This is a genomic window from Thiothrix eikelboomii (assembly GCF_900167255.1).
GTDB classification, from domain to species: domain Bacteria; phylum Pseudomonadota; class Gammaproteobacteria; order Thiotrichales; family Thiotrichaceae; genus Thiolinea; species Thiolinea eikelboomii.
Genome location: NZ_FUYB01000022.1, coordinates 24,587 through 42,239 on the forward strand (window position 1 = coordinate 24,587; position 17,653 = coordinate 42,239).

Sequence of the window (17,653 nt, forward strand, 5' to 3'; positions counted from 1 at the left end):
TAAGCAGATTTTTGTGTCTAATCCGGCAAGCTAGCTTGAGTTTGATCTTAAGCAGCTTAGCGCTACCAGTATTAGCAGATGAAACCGAAATTTTTTCGCAAAATCAAGCCAGTAAAGTGGATGCCAATGTGCTGTTTTTGCTAGATGCTTCAGGCAGTATGAAAAAAATCCTGTCAAATAGTGGCGGGCGCTCACGGATGGAGGTCTTACAGTCGACTTTTCGTGATGTTCTCAATGATGCCCCGACTAATGTGAATATTGGTCTGATGCATTATGCCAATGCTAGTTTCCTGCCTTCATACAGCTGGAATTCAATTAAAGGTATCAGTTTTCCAATTTCACCGATTGATCAGCAAGCTTCAACGATTATTGGTTCAGCTGCCAGTAGCGATAATTTGATTGATCCACCGCTTGGGATGCCAGTACGAACCTTCTTAGCGGATGTGGTGGATAGCTGGCAAGCGGCAGGGTATACCCCAATTGTTGATTCTTTATACGAGGCGGCACGTTATTTTCGTGGAGAAAGTTTAGTCTGGGGTAAGCATGAGGCTGCTTATAGTTGGGCGGCACACCCATCGACTTATACCGGTAGTTTAGCGTGTACGAGCCAGCATCAAGAGGAGTGTAGCCCCGATTGGGGAACTTGTAATGCTACGGCTGATTTAAGCCCCGGTGCTTGTACAACACGCCAATACAGTGAATGTTGTCAGTGGGAAACAGCGGCGGATGGCTCACAATCTTGTAAAAATAATAATTATAGTTGCACAGTCAGTGTGAACTTTTGCCAACACACTATTTGTGATGCGTATAGTGGTAATCCAGTTTATAAATCACCGATTGAGCATAGTTGTCAGGCAAATTATTTAGTCTTGATGTCAGACGGTAAGCCTGAATACCCTTATTGGAATGGCGTTACGGCAGATGGTACCGCACGTTATCCAGAATCAGTTGCACCAACCCATGTCTATAATACGGCGCTGGTGCCACCGATGTTGCCGGACATGGATAATACGCATTTTCCGGTAACGGTATCGAGTTTAATCTCTAGTGCTTGTACCGATGCACCTGTGGGTTATCAAAGTGGTAAATGTGGTGCAGAGTTAACAAATTTTCTGGCCAATGAAGATCAATCGACGACGATTGCTGGTAAGCAAGTGGTTAAGACTTTTACGGTTGCTTTCGGTATGGCTGATGAACCCGCCGGTACCAGTTATTTAGCACAGTTAGCTACCGCCGAAAATGGTGCTTATACCGCTGATAATCCGCAAGAATTAGCCACTGCTTTTAATCAGATTTTGACCGATGTACAGAAAGACTCTTTATCTTTCAGTTCACCGAGCTTTGTTGTTGATCAATCTAATTTATTATCACATGAAAACAATGTATATATGCCTGTGTTTGACTCAAGTCAGACTGCCATGTGGTCAGGCAATTTACGTAAGTTTACCGTCAATGATGCAGGTGAGATTTTAGGTGCAACTGGCTCATCAGTTTTAAATACCGATGGTAGTTTAAGCACTCATGCCCAGGATCTTTGGTCAAGTACTTCGCATGGTAGCGATGTAAGCTTAGGGGGGGCTGCGAATAAGCTCCCAAGCCCTGCTAATCGAGTTTTATACACAGATGCAGGTGGACTCAATTTAGTGTCAATCAGTCCCAATACGACGAGTATCACGGCTAATTTATTAGGTCCTAGCGGAACCTTCACCACTCAGCACCATCTATTACTGACCAGTTATTTTTATTCTAACTTACCAGCAGGTACGAGTTGCTGGGGGAGCTATACCAATTGTGATGGTAACCGCCGCTTTGTTTTGGGTAATCCTTATACAGGCTCAGGTTGTGTCAATATTGCTGAGGTGACTACCTGTTCAGCTTCCACGATTTCAGCAGAGCAACGCACTAAGCTGCTGAATTTTATTCGGGGCTACAAAGACGGGGATGTCAATGCAGGGGCAAGAAATCACTTAGGGGATAGTTTAAATAGTAAAGCAGTCGTGGTGGACTATGGCAATAATGTAGTCCGAGTACTGCTAGCGACTAATGAAGGTTTTTTGCATGCTTTTGATGCGGAATCAGGGGTTGAAAAATGGGCTTTTATGCCAGAGTCCTTGCTAAAAAATGCCAAGGCATTTTTAGATAATCAAGCGGATAGCCAACATATCTACGGTATTGATGGCAGCCCAACAATTTGGCGAGTGGATCACAATCTGAATGGCATTATTGAACTCAACCCCACTCAAGATTACAACGGGGATGGCGAGATCAATGCGGAGGATGCTGATAGTATTAAGCTGTATTTCGGTTTGCGCCGTGGTGGACGCATGTATTACGGCATGGATATTAGTTCAGCAGATAGCCCAAGTATCCTGTGGAAGTTAGCACCGACGGCGAGTTCGGGCGCTATCAGCAGTGCTTTTGGTGAACTGGGCGAAACTTGGTCTAAACCGACACTTTCTAAGTTACGAGTTGCGGCGGGTGACGGTACGCAGCAGTCGATATTAAAGCAAGTTCTGGTTTTTGGTGGCGGTTATGATCCCCGCAAAGACGAAGAAGATATAACTAAGCGTTTACCTGATCAATGGGGTCGTGATGTTTTCATCGTCGATGCTAATTCAGGTAGCCTGCTCTGGTCTTTGCGTAAGGGGTATTATGGGGTTTCCGGTACTCAATCGCCTATTACGGACTCGACTAGCCTCACGCATAGTATTACGGGTGATATTCGTATTCTCGATATGGATAATAATGGTGCTTTGGATCGCCTGTATTTCGCGGATACTGGCGGTAATGTCTGGCGTGTGGATATGGATGTCGATGTAAGGGATACAGATTCGAGCACTTATTATGACTATAGCAAGGCTCAGCTGACTCAATTAGCTAGCCTCGGAGGGGATAATAGCACGCAAGATCATCGCAAGTTTTTCTATGAGCCGGATACGGCGATTCGTATGCATAATGGTAAACCGCTGCTCACGCTCGCAATTGGCAGTGGCTATCGCACACATCCTTTAAATACTTCAGCTGCCTTAGATCGGCTTTATATGTTGATCGACCCTGATGTTTATCAGTTGCCAGCGACTCCAAGTTTAATCACCGATACTGATCTTAAAGACGTGCAAACGATCGAGACCGGTAAAACGATTCTCGATTACCCGGATAGGAAGGGCTGGTATTACGAATTGGAGCATCATGGTGAAAAGGCCTTATCGCCCGTCCTGACCGTACTCGATAAACTCATCTTTACTACTTTCTCGCAAGCTGACCAAGCAGGCAATGCGAGTGTAGTTCAAGCCTGTGAACCCGCCACGAATACCTCCCGAGCTTATGTTTTGGATCTCTTAAAAGGTACAGCTGTCCTGAACTTAGATCGTTCAGCGGATGGTTCGGCAGATAAATTTGTCGTCGCAGGTACTAATGAATTATTAGATACCCCTCAGCTGATTTTTGGACGCCTCACTGGGCAAAATGGTGAAGCGAGTTGCGAATTAGGGAGTTGCCAGCAAAATATTATGGTGCGGATTGGGAAACTAAAATTACCTCTGCTTGATTTAGCCAATACCGATCATCAAACAGCAAGCTATACCCAAATGATTGACCTAACCCGCTTGTTACCACGCATGTATTGGTTGGATTTTACAGCAGAAGCCGAGGGCGAATAATGAAAAAACAACAAGGCCTTAATTTAGTCGAGGTATTAGTAGCTTCTTTTTTGATTTCTTTAGGTTTGCTTGGCATGGCCGGATTACAAGTGAAAAGTTTACGTGTCACGCATAATTCTTACCAGATGCAACAAGCGACTCAGTTAGCTCATGAGTTATTAGAGCGTATGCGCTCCAATCGCGGTGCCGTGGTTGCAGGGAATTATCAAGTCACCGCCGTGGCCGCGACTTATTGTGCAGATCCACTGGCAGTGAGTTGCCAAAATAATACATGCGATGCAGCACAAATGGCGAGCGATGATCTCCATCGAGTGCTCTGTGGCTATGGTTCTAGCGGTGGCATCAATAGCGAGTTATTGAATGGAGAGCTCAGCGTTGATTGCCCTGATCCTAGTGGGGATTGTGCACAAGGTGTGCGCTTAAGTTTGCAATGGAATGAGCGGAATAGCTCTAAAAATGAAGCAGAGATAGAGCCCTTCAATTTAATTATAAATACTGTTTTATAAGGGCGGCTAGTATGCAAAATCCATTGTATTTACCACGACAAGCAGGTTTTTCCTTAATTGAATTAGTGATTGCAACGGCCTTGAGTTTGATCTTAGTGGCTGGAGTCGCGACGGTCTATATGGGGAGTCGCCAGACTTATAATGCCCGTGATGAGCTTTCCACGATGCAAGAAAATGCGCGGACTGCGATAAAAGTACTAACTAAACATTTGGAGCATGCAGGGTATACGACGCCTGCGCGTTTGCCTTTAGCTAAAGCGTTTTATGTAGAGGGTGATCCAGCACCCGTGTCAAAAAGCTGTGGCGGTGGGGCCAGTAGTATAGCTATCAGCGATCCCGATGATTTGGCAGCTACCTTGGATAATGATGATCCAAATAATTCGGGGGATAGCATCGGCGTAGTTTTTTTTGCTGACAGTGCTTTAGCAGTCGACTGTGGGAACGAACTGATGCCCCTAGCTTGTCAAGCTCAAGCAGCACCTCATCCTGAGTATGCACAAATCTATAACACCTTTTATGTCGCTACGGTCGCAGGGATGCCGAATTTATTGTGTGCAGGTTCTAGAAGTACTGCACCACTGGAGGTAGCTGAGGGGGTAGAGGCGATGCAATTGGCTTATGGGCTTGATCAAAATGCGGATGGTACGGTGGATAATTATTTAGATGCTGCCGCCGTCAAGTTGGCCAATCGTTGGGATCAAGTCCGCACGATTAAAGCTTCTTTACTGCTGCGTTCTCGTGAGCCAGTTTTCAATACCGCTGAAGCCCGCACTTATACTTTATTAGGGACTGACTATAGTCGGAATGATCGTTATCAGCGCACGGTGCATACGGCGGTTATTTATTTACGTAATTTAGCTGTGAATGAAGGAGTCTAGCAATGCCGATACAGACTGAACCATCTCATTTAGGTTTTAAATCTCAGCAAGGTACGGTCTTACTGTGGGGTTTGGTAGGACTCTTGGTGTTAGCTGCTTTGGGCGTGACGGCTAGCCGTATTTCGATGCTAGATACACGGATTGTGGGTAATGTGATGTTTGATGATTTTACCTATCAGGGGGCTGAGTCAGCCTTACGTCGTTCGGTGAGTCTTTACAATATCAAACAATCGGCTGAGCAGAAAGTCGCTGATAATACCGATAAAGCCTTTGGTCCTTACCAAGATGCGGTGAGCGCGGGTGAGCAAATCACTTCATCGAGCGCCATCTCGATGGGTACAGGTATTGCCTGCCCACCTGTATTGAGTGGTGTTGCGATGAGTACTTCAATGACGCCTAAGAGTGGCAATATTGCTTGTCGCTTGTTCACGGTGGTTGCTGATAGTCAAGTAGCAGGTACTTCTGCACACAGTGAGCATGTGGCTGGTATTTTAAAATATGTACCTGCCGAATAAGCACTAACTGAATCTGGAAGCTAATCATGAAAAATAATAAGAAAGCTGGAACTTACATAAGTTACTTGTTGGGTGTCTTTATTGCGAGCTGGCAGCTTAGTGCCCTCGCCGATGATTCAGAAATTTACTCTTCAGCCAAGCCTGCAGCGAATCCCAATATTTTATTTATGCTAGACACCTCTGGCAGTATGAATGGTGAAGATATTGATGATGGAATGGGTGGCAAAAAATCACGCATGAGTGTCTTGCAAGAGGTATTTGCTGATGTCATTACCAATGCACCTGCGAATTTAAATGTAGGCTTGCTGCGTTATGGTGGTGAGTATAGTGCGAGTCCCAGTGGGATTAGCTTTCCTGTCAAGCCGATTGATGCCGAGGCTTTACCGATTATCACGGATAAACTAACCGTGGATCAGGATAATTTGCCTGATCCTATTGCTGGGCAAACGGTCAGAGCATTTTTACCATTGGTGGTGAATAGCTGGCAGGCGAGAGGTTCTACACCAATTGTTGACTCGTTTGCTGAGGCAGCTCGTTATTATCGTGGTGAGCAAGTGAGTAGTTTCGGTGCTTTACAGCCTAGCCATGTGCGTGCTGCTCATCCTTCAACTTATACTGGTAACTTAAGCTATGATGCTTGTGCAAGTTACTCAGCACCGTATGCCTGCAATAATACGGCAGGGGCTTGTTATAATGAAATAATTCCAGGGAGCTGTGCCAATCAATGGGTAGATGTGGGCTGTTTACAGTTTGAAGCAACCAATGATGCTTGTTGTGAGTGGACGACGACGAGTGTTAATGAATCTGGAGTAGGTACTGTATGGGAGTGTACGGGCGGATATACTTGCCCTGGTTATAATTATGCTAATTGTTTGGTTCCAGGTGGGCAAGTGGAGGCGGAAATTTGCCAAACTCGTAGTTGTATTGGCCAACTGGCAGGTACAGCTAATTATAGCTCACCACTGACTTCTGAATGTCAGTCAAACTATATTGTCTTTATGTCAGACGGGCGTCCTGAAGGAGACAATGGTATTGCCGATTATCCTGTCTGGCGCAGTTTGATTGAAACGACGGTGGGTAAAACTTGTCTCGATTCACCTTCAGGCTATCCAGCGGGGACTTGTGGACCAGAGTTGGCAGAGTATTTGGCAAATGAAGATCAAAGCACGGCTTTTGCGGGTAAGCAAACTATTGAAACTTTCACGATTGCTTTTGCTTTGAATGATCCTGCGGGCACTCAGTATTTGCAAAGCTTAGCGGAGGCTGGGCATTTAAAGGTCGCTAATAATGCGACTGAATTACGCAAGGCCTTGCAGCAAGTCATCGCTCAGGCCACGAGTGTCAGTAAACCCGTAGCCGCTGAGCCAGTGTATGCAGCGGCTCGTCCTTTAAGCGCGACGACCTTAGTCGCTCAAGCGGCTCATGATACTAGTCATCCTTTAGTCAGTACTTGGGCTTTATGGAAAAGCTTTGTGACTAATCCTGATTTAGCAGAAGCTTTGCTGAAGTTAATCGAACCGTCAATCTTTATGGGCGGTGCGGGTGGTACGCCTAGTTTAGCGGCTACGAGCAATAACTTTTTTCATGCCAATAATGTTAAAGACCTGACGAGTGCTTTCAGCTCAATCATTGGGCGTGTGCAAGCTTCGGCGTCTTCGTTTACCTCGCCGACTTATAAGGTTGACCCTAATAGCTATCTAGCCCATTCAGATGAGGTGTTTATTCCAGTCTTCAAGCGTACACCGAATGCGCAATGGAAGGGGAATTTAAAGAAGTTTAAGTTAGAAAATGGGGTGATTGTTGGCAAAACAGGCACGACGGCTACCCAAGCCGCTGTGGACGCACAAGGGCAGTTTTTAGATAGTGCTTGGGATTTTTGGGGGGCAACAGCCAGTGGTTCGGATGTGACTGGCGGCGGGGCAGCCAGTTTATTAGACCCTGCAAACCGTGTACTGTGGACTGATAATAAAACCTCTTTAGTCACTTTAGACACCACAATCAGCAAAGCGAGTTTAGGTGATGCGGCTATGACAGATACTCAGCATGAAAGTTTGCTGGAGTTTATCCGAGGCTATAATGAAGATGGTACGGCACGTCAGCACCTAGGCGATATTATGAACAGTAAGCCAGTGATGGTACGAGACAGTCAGGGCAAATCCTATGTCTTAGCAGGCAGTAATGAAGGTTATCTACACGCCTTTGATACAGCAACAGGTGTTGAAAAATGGGCCTTTATGCCCTCTGTTTTATTAAAAAATATCAAAACCCTCTATGAGAATCCTCTCACTACTCAGCACCTCTATGGCGTCGATGGTCCGTTAACGGTTTGGTATTACGACAAAAATAATGACGGACAAATCAAACCGGATGATCAGGACAAAATTTATGTGTATTTTGGCCTGCGCCGAGGAGGAAGTGCTTATTATGCTTTAGATATCACGGATATGAGTGCACCAAGTTTGGCTTGGGTAGTGGACGATACGACAGCGGGTTTCAATAACTTAGGTGAGTCTTGGTCAAAGCCCGTGTTGGCTAAAATGCGAGTCGCTGATGCAGATGCTAGCACAGGCAGTGTTTTAAAAGATGTCTTGGTATTTGGTGGTGGTTTCGACCCTATTTTAGAAGATGAAAATCCCGCGAATCGTTTAACTCATAATAAGGGTCATGATGTCTATATCGTGAATGCACATAATGGAACCGAGCTGATTTGGTCTTTACGGGCAGATGTTTCTAATGCAGTGATGGAATTAAAACATAGTATCCCTGGTGATATTCGTGTCTTAGATATGGATCAGAATGGTGCTTTAGATCGTTTGTATTTCGGTGATACGGGTGGGCATATTTGGCGTGTCGATCTGGATGTGGATGTGAAAGATGCAGATACAACGACGCTCTACGATTATCAAAAAGCCCGCTTAAGCCAATTTGCCAATTTGGGTGGCAGTGGTAGTGATAAGCGGATGTTTTATTACGAGCCCGATGTCGCGGTTGCTAAAATGAATGGTAAAGATCTGTTAACTTTGTCGATTGGCAGCGGTTATCGCTCGCATCCTTTATCTGAGACGATTAATGATCGCTTCTATGTATTAGTTGACCGTCAACCCTTTGCAGAGCCAGATAGTGCTATTTTCCCCATTGAGGAGACGAGTAGTTTGGTGGATGTGGATACCCTCAGTAGCACGAATAATTTACTGACAGATACCAGTTTAACAGGTTGGTATTATGATTTGCCCAATCAAGCAGAGAAGGTCTTGGCGCCTGCTTTAACCTTCATGAATAAAATTGTCTTTACGAGTTTCTCTATCGAGGAAGGCAATGCGGGGACTTGTGATGTTTCAACCAGTGCAGGGCGTGCCTATGTGATGGATTTATTTAGTGGCGCAGCGGTTGGAAGCTTAGATCCTAGTAAGCCGGATGAAAAAGTACGCTCTATGATCATTGGTATTGATGAAATCCCAGATACGCCTCAATTGGTCTTTAAGCAACCGATGGCAGCGGATGGCAGTGCGTGTACTAGCAGTGATTGTGTGCAAGGTTTAGAAGTCCGTATTGGCAAAATGCAGCATGCTTTATTAGATGCAACCCATTTAACTAATGGAAGTAATCAGGCTGTTGACCGGATTGATTTAGGGAATCAGTTGCCACGCTTATTCTGGCTAGATCGTGATGTCAGTCGTGACTGAATTCATAAGATAGAGGTCGCTAAAACTAGCGAGGATAGCGACCGAGGCTAACTCGGTCATGCTCTGCCAAATCTTGATAACAGGCTAACTCAGTGTAGCCTGTGTCTGTGAAAACGGCAGCAACTTCTGCGCCTTGAGTGTAGCCATGTTCCAACATTAACCAGCCTCCGGCTTGCAAATAGTCAGGAACGGTTTGAATTAAATAACTAAGATCAGCCAAACCTTGTGCACCTGAACTTAAAGCCGAGCGCGGTTCAAAACGAAGATCACCTTGAGATAAATGAGGGTCATGTTCTGCTATATACGGTGGGTTAGAGACAATCAAGCTAAATTGCTTGGCTGGAGCTAAAGCACTTAACCAATTAGAGGCTAGCCAGTTTACATGGCTAAAGCCTAAGCGGTGTTGATTGCGCTGGGCGACGGCTAAGGCTGCGACGGAATTATCCAGCGCTAGAATATGGGCATCCGGGCGTTCTTTAGCGAGCGCTAAGGCAATAGCACCTGTACCCGTGCCTAAATCAAGAATCCTCGGGGCAACTGTCTGAGCAAGGTGTTCTAAGGCCAATTCAACGATCAGCTCAGTATCGGGACGTGGAATTAAGGTTGCTGGCGAAACCTCTAGCTCCATACCCCAAAATTCACGATAGCCTAATAAATAAGCCACAGGCTGGCCTTGTAAGCGTTGAGCCAGTAGGCTTTGAAACTGATGAGACTCTTCCGGTTTGAGTTCTTTTTCTGGCCAAGTGAATAGATAGCTACGAGGTTTACCTAATACTTTCCCAAGCAGCAGCTCAGCATCCAAGCGTGCACTGTCAGAGCTAGACTCTAAATATCGGCTGGCTTGTTGTAGGGCTTCACGGATTTGCACGGCTGCGTCAATGAAGGTTCAGTTTATGGGCAGTTGATTGAATTAACCTGCGGCTATTCACCTGCTAAAGCCGTGAGTTGATCAGCTTGATATTCATGCACTAAGGGGTCAATCACTTGATCGAGGCTACCGGCAATAATGTCATCTAACTTATAAAGTGTGAGATTGATGCGGTGATCCGTGACCCGACCTTGAGGAAAATTATAAGTACGAATACGTTCAGAGCGGTCACCAGAGCCCACTAAATTTCTGCGGGTTTCAGCTTGTTCGGTATTTTGCTTTTGGCGTTCGATTTCCAATAAACGGGATTGCAGCAAAGACATTGCTCGCGCTCGATTCTTATGTTGTGAACGCTCATCTTGGCACTCCACGACCAAACCTGAAGGTAGATGCGTAATCCGAATCGCTGAATCGGTTTTATTGATATGTTGCCCACCTGCACCCGAGGCACGGAAGGTATCGACTCGTAAGTCAGCAGGGTTAATCGGTTGTGCTTCTACTTCATCGGCTTCGGGCATGATCGCCACAGTAGCGGCTGAGGTATGGACTCTGCCTTGTGATTCCGTCTCCGGTACTCGTTGCACTCGATGTGCACCGGATTCAAATTTCAGGCGTGAATACACCTGGCTACCAATAATTCGAGCAATAATTTCTTTGTAACCACCGTGTTCGCCCTCGTTTTGGCTTAAAATTTCAACTTGCCAGCGTTGCTGTTCTGCATAGCGGGCATACATACGGAATAAATCACCCGCAAAAATTGCAGCCTCATCGCCACCAGTACCAGCACGAACCTCAAGGAAGATATTGCTACCATCATGCGGGTCTTTAGGTAAGAGAAGTTTTTGTAATTCTAGGGCTTGTTCGTCCCGCCGCAGTTTGGCAGTGGATAATTCTTCTTCAGCCATATCGCGCATTTCAGGGTCAGCCAGCATTTCTTGCGCGGTAGCAATATCGTCTAAGCTACGCTGATAATCCCGAAAGCCTAAGGCCACTGGTTCTAATTGGCTGTATTCAATGGACAGTTTACGGAACTGCTCTTGATCAGAAATGACCTCGTTTTCGCCTAGTAATACTGTGATTTCGGCATAACGCTCATTTAAGTTTTCTAATTTTTGTAAGATAGATTCTTTCACAGTCTAGGATTCATCAGTAAGGTTGAACAGAGTTTTGGCATGCGCCAATAATACATCATTTCCTGTTTGTGCGGCATGATTCATGCTTTGGATAGGGGCGTGCGTGAGCTTATTAGTGAGGGTATTTGCCAGAAACTCAAGTACTTCGCTGGGGTTTTTGTTTTGGAGCATCTTGTGTGCACGTGCGAGGACTTCATCACGAATGGCCTCATTGTGGTGTCGAAATTGGCGAATCGTATCACGATGCTCTTGCGCTCTGAGCCAACCCATGAAGCCTTGGACTTCATCAAGTACCATCGTTTCAGCTTGTTCAGCTGCTGCGCGGCGTGATTGTAGGTTTTCTTCAATCACCGATTGCAGATCGTCGACGGTATATAAATAGACATCATCTAAATGACCGACTTCTGGCTCAATATCACGGGGAACTGCAATATCAACCATAAACATCGGGCGGTGCTTACGCAGCTTTAGAGCACTCTCGACCATACCTTTCCCAATAATCGGTAAGGGGGCTGCCGTTGAGGAAATTAAAATATCTGCTTTGGCTAAATAGTCAGCTATTTCCGGTAAGCCAATAGCAATACCATGATAAAGATCAGCGACTTTGCGGGCGCGTTCTAGATTGCGATTAGCGACAATAATTTGGCCAATGTTATGCGCGTTTAAATGCCGTCCTACCAGTTCAATGGTTTCACCTGCACCGACTAATAAGGCGGTTTGCTGTTCTAAGTGACTAAAAATTTGCTTAGACAGACTCACGGCTGCAAAGGCAACTGACACCGGATTAGCACCGATACGGGTCTGGGTGCGGACTTTTTTGGCAGTATTAAAAGCCTGTTGCATTAAATGCGTCAGTTGATGGCCGGTGGCTTGCGCTTGGCTCGCTTGTTGCAAGGCGGTTTTTAGTTGACCTAAAATCTGTGGTTCGCCTAAGACTAAGGAATCAAGACCACAAGCAACCCGCATCGCATGCTGTACGGCTTGTTCTTCTTGATAAACAAACAGATAGGGCTGCAATTTGCTGAGTGAAATATTATGAAAGCGTGCTAGCCAAGCAATCAGTTGCTCAATTTGTTGTGGCTCATGCCCTGCAGCATAGACCTCAGTGCGATTGCAAGTTGAGAGAATTAAATGCTCTTGAGTGACGAGTTTTGCTGAATGCAAGGCCTCTACTAAACGTTCAGGCGAGAAAGCAACCTGTTCACGAATGGCAACAGGGGCTGATTTATGATTGACACCAACGACAAAAATCGACATCCAGAGCGTAATTACCGCATATATATTCTATTTTCAGAAGCGCGGATTTTCTGATACGTTATGCAGGATTACAAGGTGGTTTAATGAATATACCTTTGAATATACCTTTAAAACCAAGCCAATTCGACTATTAACGGTATCCTTGGATGCTGGAGTTGCCTATGTCCCGTTTTCATGTTTCCCATCGTTTTGTAGGGCTGTCTCTTGCTTTAGTCATCGCAGGTTGTACAGTTGGCACACAAAGTTTTGCCGAACCACCCGCTACACTCTCTACTCTTGCAGGGCCGTTATTGCCTAAAGAGCCGTTCCAATCGGAGACCAGCTATCAACTTTACAATACCTTAGTCGCAGAAATGCTGATTCGCCAAGGCAAGATCAAGCAAGCTGCTCAACATTATGTCTTAGCGGTGGGGCAGAGTAAGGATCAGGCCTTAGCCAAACGTGCCACTGAAGTTGCTATTCAGGCTGGAGAACCCGTATTAGCTAAAGCGGCACTCGATCAATGGGCTAGTTTAGAACCCGATACAGTTGAGGTACATCAATATCGAGCGCTGTTGAATGCCCAATTGGGTAATTATGATTTAGCGGTTGAAGATGTGGTTTGGGTTCGCGATTATATGCAGAAAAAAGAAGGACATGGCTTTGAGTATGTTGTTTCGCTGCTGGCTTTAGATGCAGGCGCGGCCAATGCCTATGAAGTGATTAAACGTTATGCCGAAAAAGTTGAAAGTACGCCGAAAGTCCAATTAGTGCTGGCTACCTTTGCCTTAAATGCCAATAAAATGGAAGCGGTTTTAGCGAGCACTGAATCGGTACAAACCTCAGGTGATGCGGCACAAAAAGAGGAGGCCGTGCGTTTACGGGCTAAAGCTTTATTGAGTTTAGAGCGGGTTTCAGAAGCCCTGACGACCTTAGAGCCTTATGCTAAAACGACCAAAAATCAAGAGTTAAAGCTGGAATATGGGCGGATGTTGATTATGGCGGATCGCCGTGACGATGCTCGTCCTATTTATAAGCAACTCTATGCCGAGCAACCAGATAATGCAGATATTCTGTATACCTTAGGCCTGTTACATTTAGAGCAAGATGAATTTGTTTTCGCCGAACCTTTAATGAAAAAGTTGTTGGACATTCCTGAGCGCAAATATGAAGCGAGTTATTTTCTAGCACAAATTTATGAAGGCCAAAAGCGTATTGATGAGGCTTTAAAGGCTTATGATGAAGCTTTAAATGGTGATTTTGCACGAGATGCGATTGGTCGTAAATCAGCGTTATTGCATAAAGAACAAGGCTTGCCAGCCGCCCAAGCTTGGTTGGATAGTTTACTAGAAAAAGCCACACTGCCTGAGCAAAAAGTGACTGCATTAATGGCGAAGGGACAGCTCTTGCATGATGCCGGCCAGTATCAGCCAGCGATTGATCTATTTAATAAAGCCGAAGAGTTTGCTAGCAAAAAACGCGATATTCTCTATGCGCGCTCCTTAAGTTATGACCGGATGGGTAAGGTGGAGCAGGCTGAAAAGGATTTGCGTGAAATCCTTCAGCTAGATCCTAAAGACGCGGATGCACTCAATGCTTTGGGCTATATGCTAGTGGTGAGCACCACTCGCTATCAAGATGCCTATGATTTGATTAAACAAGCGCTGGATTTGCGCCCAGATAACCCCGCAGTGATGGACAGTATGGGTTGGGCGCTGTTCAAAAAAGGCGATGCTAAAGGCGCAGAAGAGTGGTTGCGTAAGGCACATGATAAGATGCCTGATCCTGAAATTGGCGCGCATTTGGTCGAGGTCTTGTCGGTGAATGGTAAAATCGAAGAAGCACGCACGCTACTGAAAGCGATGTTGGCAAAATATCCAGATGATAAGCAACTAGTAGATGTAAAACAGCGTATCGCCGCTTTAGCCGATCAGACGAATTAGTTTTTCAAGGAAGAAATTATGAAGCAAGTTTACTTAGCCCTATTGTGTACCAGTGCTTTGGTCTTGACTGCTTGTAGCAGCCAACCTAAGCCTACTACCTCAGGTAGCGTCATGAAAGCCGCCAATCCAGAAGCAGCTTGGGCTGAACGGCAGCGGGTCTTGGCACAAATGCAGCAATGGCAGTTAAAAGGGCGGGTTGGTTTGCAACTGCGTGAGCAAAGTTGGTCATTTGGGTTGGATTGGGCTCAACGCAATTCGCGCCAATATGAAATGCAGATCCAAAATCCATTAACGGGTGGTTTGATGGCAACGGTGCTGGAAACAGGTTCGCAAGTCACCTTAAAGGCAGCTGATGGCAAGGTTTATCAAGATACTGATGCAGAGCGGTTGTTGGCAAGGCAGTTAAAAATGAATTTACCGCTAAAAAATCTCCAATATTGGGCGCGTGGTCTGCCTTCGCCTAATGTTGCGGTGGATGCTGTGAAATTAGATGCGGCGGGTCGCCCTACACGCTTACAGCAAGCGGGCTGGGTGGTGGATTATGCCAGTTATGAAGGGAATGGCACTCAGGCTTTGCCTAGCAAGATTCAGTTAGAGAAGGCGTCTGAGCGAGTAAAAGCTAAGTTAGTTGCCAAAGAATGGAAAACACGTTTCTAGGCGAAGCTTTAAGCTTACCTGCGCCTGCAAAGCTCAATCTATTCCTGCATATTACCGGTCGGCGAGCGGATGGTTATCATCTGCTCCAGACGCTATTTCAGTTTTTAGATTATAGCGATGTCATTAGTTTGCAAGTCCGTGGCGATGGAAAAATCACCCGCTCATTTGCTTCACCGTTAATCCCTGAAAATGAAGATTTAGTCGTAAAGGCAGCGCGTTTATTGCAGCAAGCTACTGGTTGTCAGTTAGGTGTTGATATAAAAGTACACAAAATTTTACCGATGGGCGGTGGCTTAGGTGGGGGCAGCTCAGATGCGGCCACGGTGCTGTTAGGTCTGAATTATCTGTGGAACTTGCAGCTAGATTTAGACAGGCTTGCCGCTTGGGGCTTGCGTTTGGGGGCCGATGTGCCTGTATTTGTACAAGGTCATGCTGCTTGGGCTGAAGGGGTTGGTGAACGCCTAGAGCCGGTGAATTTGCCAGAAAAATGGTATTTCGTTTTACACCCTAAGGTGCATATTTCAACCGCTGAAGTTTTTTCAGCAGAAGGGTTGACACGTAACTGCAAACCCATCAGAATGGCGGCCTTTCTTGCAGGGCAAACAACCAATGTGTTTGAGCCAGTGGTAAGGAAAAACTCTCCTGAGGTTGCCAAAGCATTTGAGTGGCTAGGAGATCAAGCAAGATTAACAGGCTCTGGAGCTTGTTTATTTGCAGAGTTTGACGATGAAGCGTCAGCTCAAACAATAGCAAAAAATCTACCTAAACAATGGTCAGGTTTTGTAGCCAAAGGTCGATGTGTATCGCCTTTGCATGAAAAGCTTAACACCTTAAGTTAGAAAGTTCTTTTGATGGGCTGTCGCCAAGCGGTAAGGCAGCGGATTTTGATTCCGCCATACCTAGGTTCGAATCCTAGCAGCCCAGCCATCCCCCTGTCTTATATTCAATGCGAGACACTCCATGTCTGACGATAGAATGATGGTATTCGCAGGTAATGCCAATCCTGGACTTGCTCTAAAAATCGCTGATCATCTCGGAATTTCCCTAGGTAAAATCAAAGCAGAACGCTTCAGTGATGGTGAAGTGCATGTCGAGATTTTAGAAAATGTCCGAGGCCGTGATGTTTTCGTGATTCAGCCCACCTGCTCACCGACGAACGATAACTTAATGGAGTTATTGATTATCACCGATGCTCTGTATCGTGCTTCAGCTGGGCGGATTACGGCCGTGATTCCTTACTATGGCTATGCGCGCCAAGATCGACGAGTTCGGTCACGTCGTGTGCCGATTTCAGCGAAATTAGTCGCCGATATGGTCGCGACCGGGCATGTCGATCGGGTATTAACTATTGATCTACATTCTGACCAAGTTCAGGGGTTTTTTGATGTGCCCGTCGACAATATCTATGCTTCCGGTGTGTTGCAAGCGGATGTGATGGCGAAGAATTTAGAGCATATCATTGTGGTTTCGCCAGATGTAGGTGGGGTGGTACGCGCCCGCGCCTTGTCTAAAGTTTTAGGTAATGCCGATTTAGCGATTATCGACAAGCGCCGCCCTGAACCGAATAAAGCCGAGATTATGAATATCATCGGTGAAGTAGAAGGGCGGCATTGCGTCTTAATCGACGATTTGATTGATACAGGCGGCACTTTATGCAATGCAGCAGCGGCCTTGAAAAATCGTGGGGCTTTAAGTGTCTGCGCGTATGCAACACATGCGGTATTCTCGGGAAAAGCAGTTGAGAATATTGAAAATTCTTTGCTGGATGAGGTCGTTGTCACTGATACTATCCCCTTGAGTGCAAACGCCAAGAAATGTGCTAGAATCCGCCAGCTTTCTGTGGCAGGGATTTTAGCCAAAACGATTTTGCGAATTAACCGAGATGATTCGGTCAGTTCTCTGTTTGAGGAAGAATAAGATCAGTGAAGCTGATCTGGCCGCTTGATCTGGTCGCGGATCCAGTGGTTTTTATTAATTTTGGAGTATGAATTATGTCTAAAGAGTTTTCATTGCAGGCAGAAGCCCGCTCAGAGCAGGGAAAGGGTGCGAGCCGCCGCCTGCGTCGTGAGAATAAGGTGCCTGCAGTTATTTATGGTGCGGGTACGCCAGCCCAGTCGATTTCTTTAAAGCACAATGAGTTGATTCGAAATCTGCAAGATGAAGCTTTCTACTCACAGTTGATTTCGGTTAATTTTGGTGATCGGAAAGAGATTGCGATTCTGCGTGCTTTACAACGTCATCCAGCTAAGCCCATTATTTTACATGCTGATTTACAGCGGATTAAAGATGATGAAGTGATCGAAGTTCATATCCCCTTACACTTCATGAATGAAGAAGGTTCAGTAGGGGTGAAAGTGAGTGGTGGTACAGTTAGCCGTATCCTCAACGAAGTGTTAGTGGCCTGTTTGCCGAAAAACATTCCTGAGTATATCGAAGTTGATATGTTGAATGTCGATAAGGGTCAAATCATCCACTTATCAGATTTGAAATTACCTGAAGGCGTGAGTTTACCTGAGTTAGCTTTAGGTAATGACCACAATCAGGCGGTAGCAGCGATTCACTAAAAACCTTGAGG

The 17,653-nt window shown here is 45.7% G+C and carries 13 protein-coding genes and 1 tRNA gene; 11 read left to right on the forward strand and 3 right to left on the reverse strand.

Annotated elements, in window-relative coordinates; translation table 11 throughout:
• The first annotated feature begins 35 nt into the window (after window positions 1-35).
• From B5D50_RS16820 to B5D50_RS16840, 5 genes are read left to right on the forward strand one after another with little or no spacing between them, the layout of a single operon-like run.
• Window positions 36-3,659 carry a hypothetical protein gene (locus tag B5D50_RS16820; protein WP_143594404.1) on the forward strand — a complete coding sequence of 1,208 codons (3,624 nt, stop codon included), beginning with the start codon at window positions 36-38 and terminating at the stop codon, window positions 3,657-3,659.
• Window positions 3,659-4,165: a type IV pilus modification protein PilV gene (gene pilV, locus B5D50_RS16825; protein ID WP_078923822.1), complete on the forward strand. Its 507-nt coding sequence runs from the start codon at window positions 3,659-3,661 to the stop codon at window positions 4,163-4,165. The genes B5D50_RS16820 and pilV overlap by 1 nt, the downstream gene beginning before the upstream one ends.
• A gap of 11 nt (window positions 4,166-4,176) precedes the next feature.
• Window positions 4,177-5,043 (forward strand): PilW family protein, encoded by an 867-nt coding sequence (locus tag B5D50_RS16830; protein WP_078923861.1) that lies wholly within the window; start codon window positions 4,177-4,179, stop codon window positions 5,041-5,043.
• Window positions 5,044-5,045: 2 nt separating this feature from the next.
• Window positions 5,046-5,558, forward strand: coding sequence for a hypothetical protein (locus B5D50_RS16835; protein WP_078923823.1), 513 nt, complete (start codon window positions 5,046-5,048; stop codon window positions 5,556-5,558).
• 26 nt (window positions 5,559-5,584) lie between these two features.
• Window positions 5,585-9,241 (forward strand): PilC/PilY family type IV pilus protein, encoded by a 3,657-nt coding sequence (locus tag B5D50_RS16840; protein WP_078923824.1) that lies wholly within the window; start codon window positions 5,585-5,587, stop codon window positions 9,239-9,241.
• A gap of 25 nt (window positions 9,242-9,266) precedes the next feature.
• Here B5D50_RS16840 and prmC read toward each other — a convergent pair whose 3' ends face one another.
• From prmC to hemA, 3 genes are read right to left on the reverse strand one after another with little or no spacing between them, the layout of a single operon-like run.
• Window positions 9,267-10,109, reverse strand: coding sequence for a peptide chain release factor N(5)-glutamine methyltransferase (gene prmC, locus B5D50_RS16845; protein WP_078923825.1), 843 nt, complete (start codon window positions 10,107-10,109; stop codon window positions 9,267-9,269).
• Window positions 10,110-10,162: 53 nt separating this feature from the next.
• Window positions 10,163-11,242 carry a peptide chain release factor 1 gene (prfA, locus tag B5D50_RS16850; RefSeq protein WP_078923826.1) on the reverse strand — a complete coding sequence of 360 codons (1,080 nt, stop codon included), beginning with the start codon at window positions 11,240-11,242 and terminating at the stop codon, window positions 10,163-10,165.
• A 3-nt stretch (window positions 11,243-11,245) separates the two neighbouring features.
• Window positions 11,246-12,499 (reverse strand): glutamyl-tRNA reductase, encoded by a 1,254-nt coding sequence (hemA, locus tag B5D50_RS16855; RefSeq protein WP_078923827.1) that lies wholly within the window; start codon window positions 12,497-12,499, stop codon window positions 11,246-11,248.
• Between the two features lie 161 nt (window positions 12,500-12,660).
• On the opposite strand from hemA, the gene B5D50_RS16860 reads away from it, so the two are divergent.
• From B5D50_RS16860 to B5D50_RS16885, 6 genes are all read left to right on the forward strand, one after another.
• The gene (locus B5D50_RS16860; protein WP_159448665.1) at window positions 12,661-14,421 is read left to right on the forward strand and encodes a tetratricopeptide repeat protein; all 1,761 of its coding nucleotides are present in this window, start codon (window positions 12,661-12,663) and stop codon (window positions 14,419-14,421) included.
• An 18-nt stretch (window positions 14,422-14,439) separates the two neighbouring features.
• Entirely contained in the window at window positions 14,440-15,078 is a 639-nt protein-coding gene (gene lolB, locus B5D50_RS16865; RefSeq protein ID WP_078923829.1) for a lipoprotein insertase outer membrane protein LolB, read from the forward strand.
• A complete protein-coding gene (gene ispE / locus B5D50_RS16870; RefSeq protein WP_078923830.1) occupies window positions 15,060-15,917 on the forward strand; it encodes a 4-(cytidine 5'-diphospho)-2-C-methyl-D-erythritol kinase in 858 nt (285 codons plus the stop codon). The genes lolB and ispE overlap by 19 nt, the downstream gene beginning before the upstream one ends.
• Window positions 15,918-15,930: 13 nt before the next feature.
• Window positions 15,931-16,005, forward strand: a tRNA-Gln gene (locus B5D50_RS16875).
• A gap of 33 nt (window positions 16,006-16,038) precedes the next feature.
• On the forward strand, window positions 16,039-16,995 hold the full coding sequence (locus tag B5D50_RS16880) for a ribose-phosphate pyrophosphokinase (protein ID WP_078923831.1): 957 nt from the start codon (window positions 16,039-16,041) through the stop codon (window positions 16,993-16,995).
• A gap of 74 nt (window positions 16,996-17,069) precedes the next feature.
• Window positions 17,070-17,642 carry a 50S ribosomal protein L25/general stress protein Ctc gene (locus B5D50_RS16885; protein WP_078923832.1) on the forward strand — a complete coding sequence of 191 codons (573 nt, stop codon included), beginning with the start codon at window positions 17,070-17,072 and terminating at the stop codon, window positions 17,640-17,642.
• Window positions 17,643-17,653: the final 11 nt, after the last annotated feature.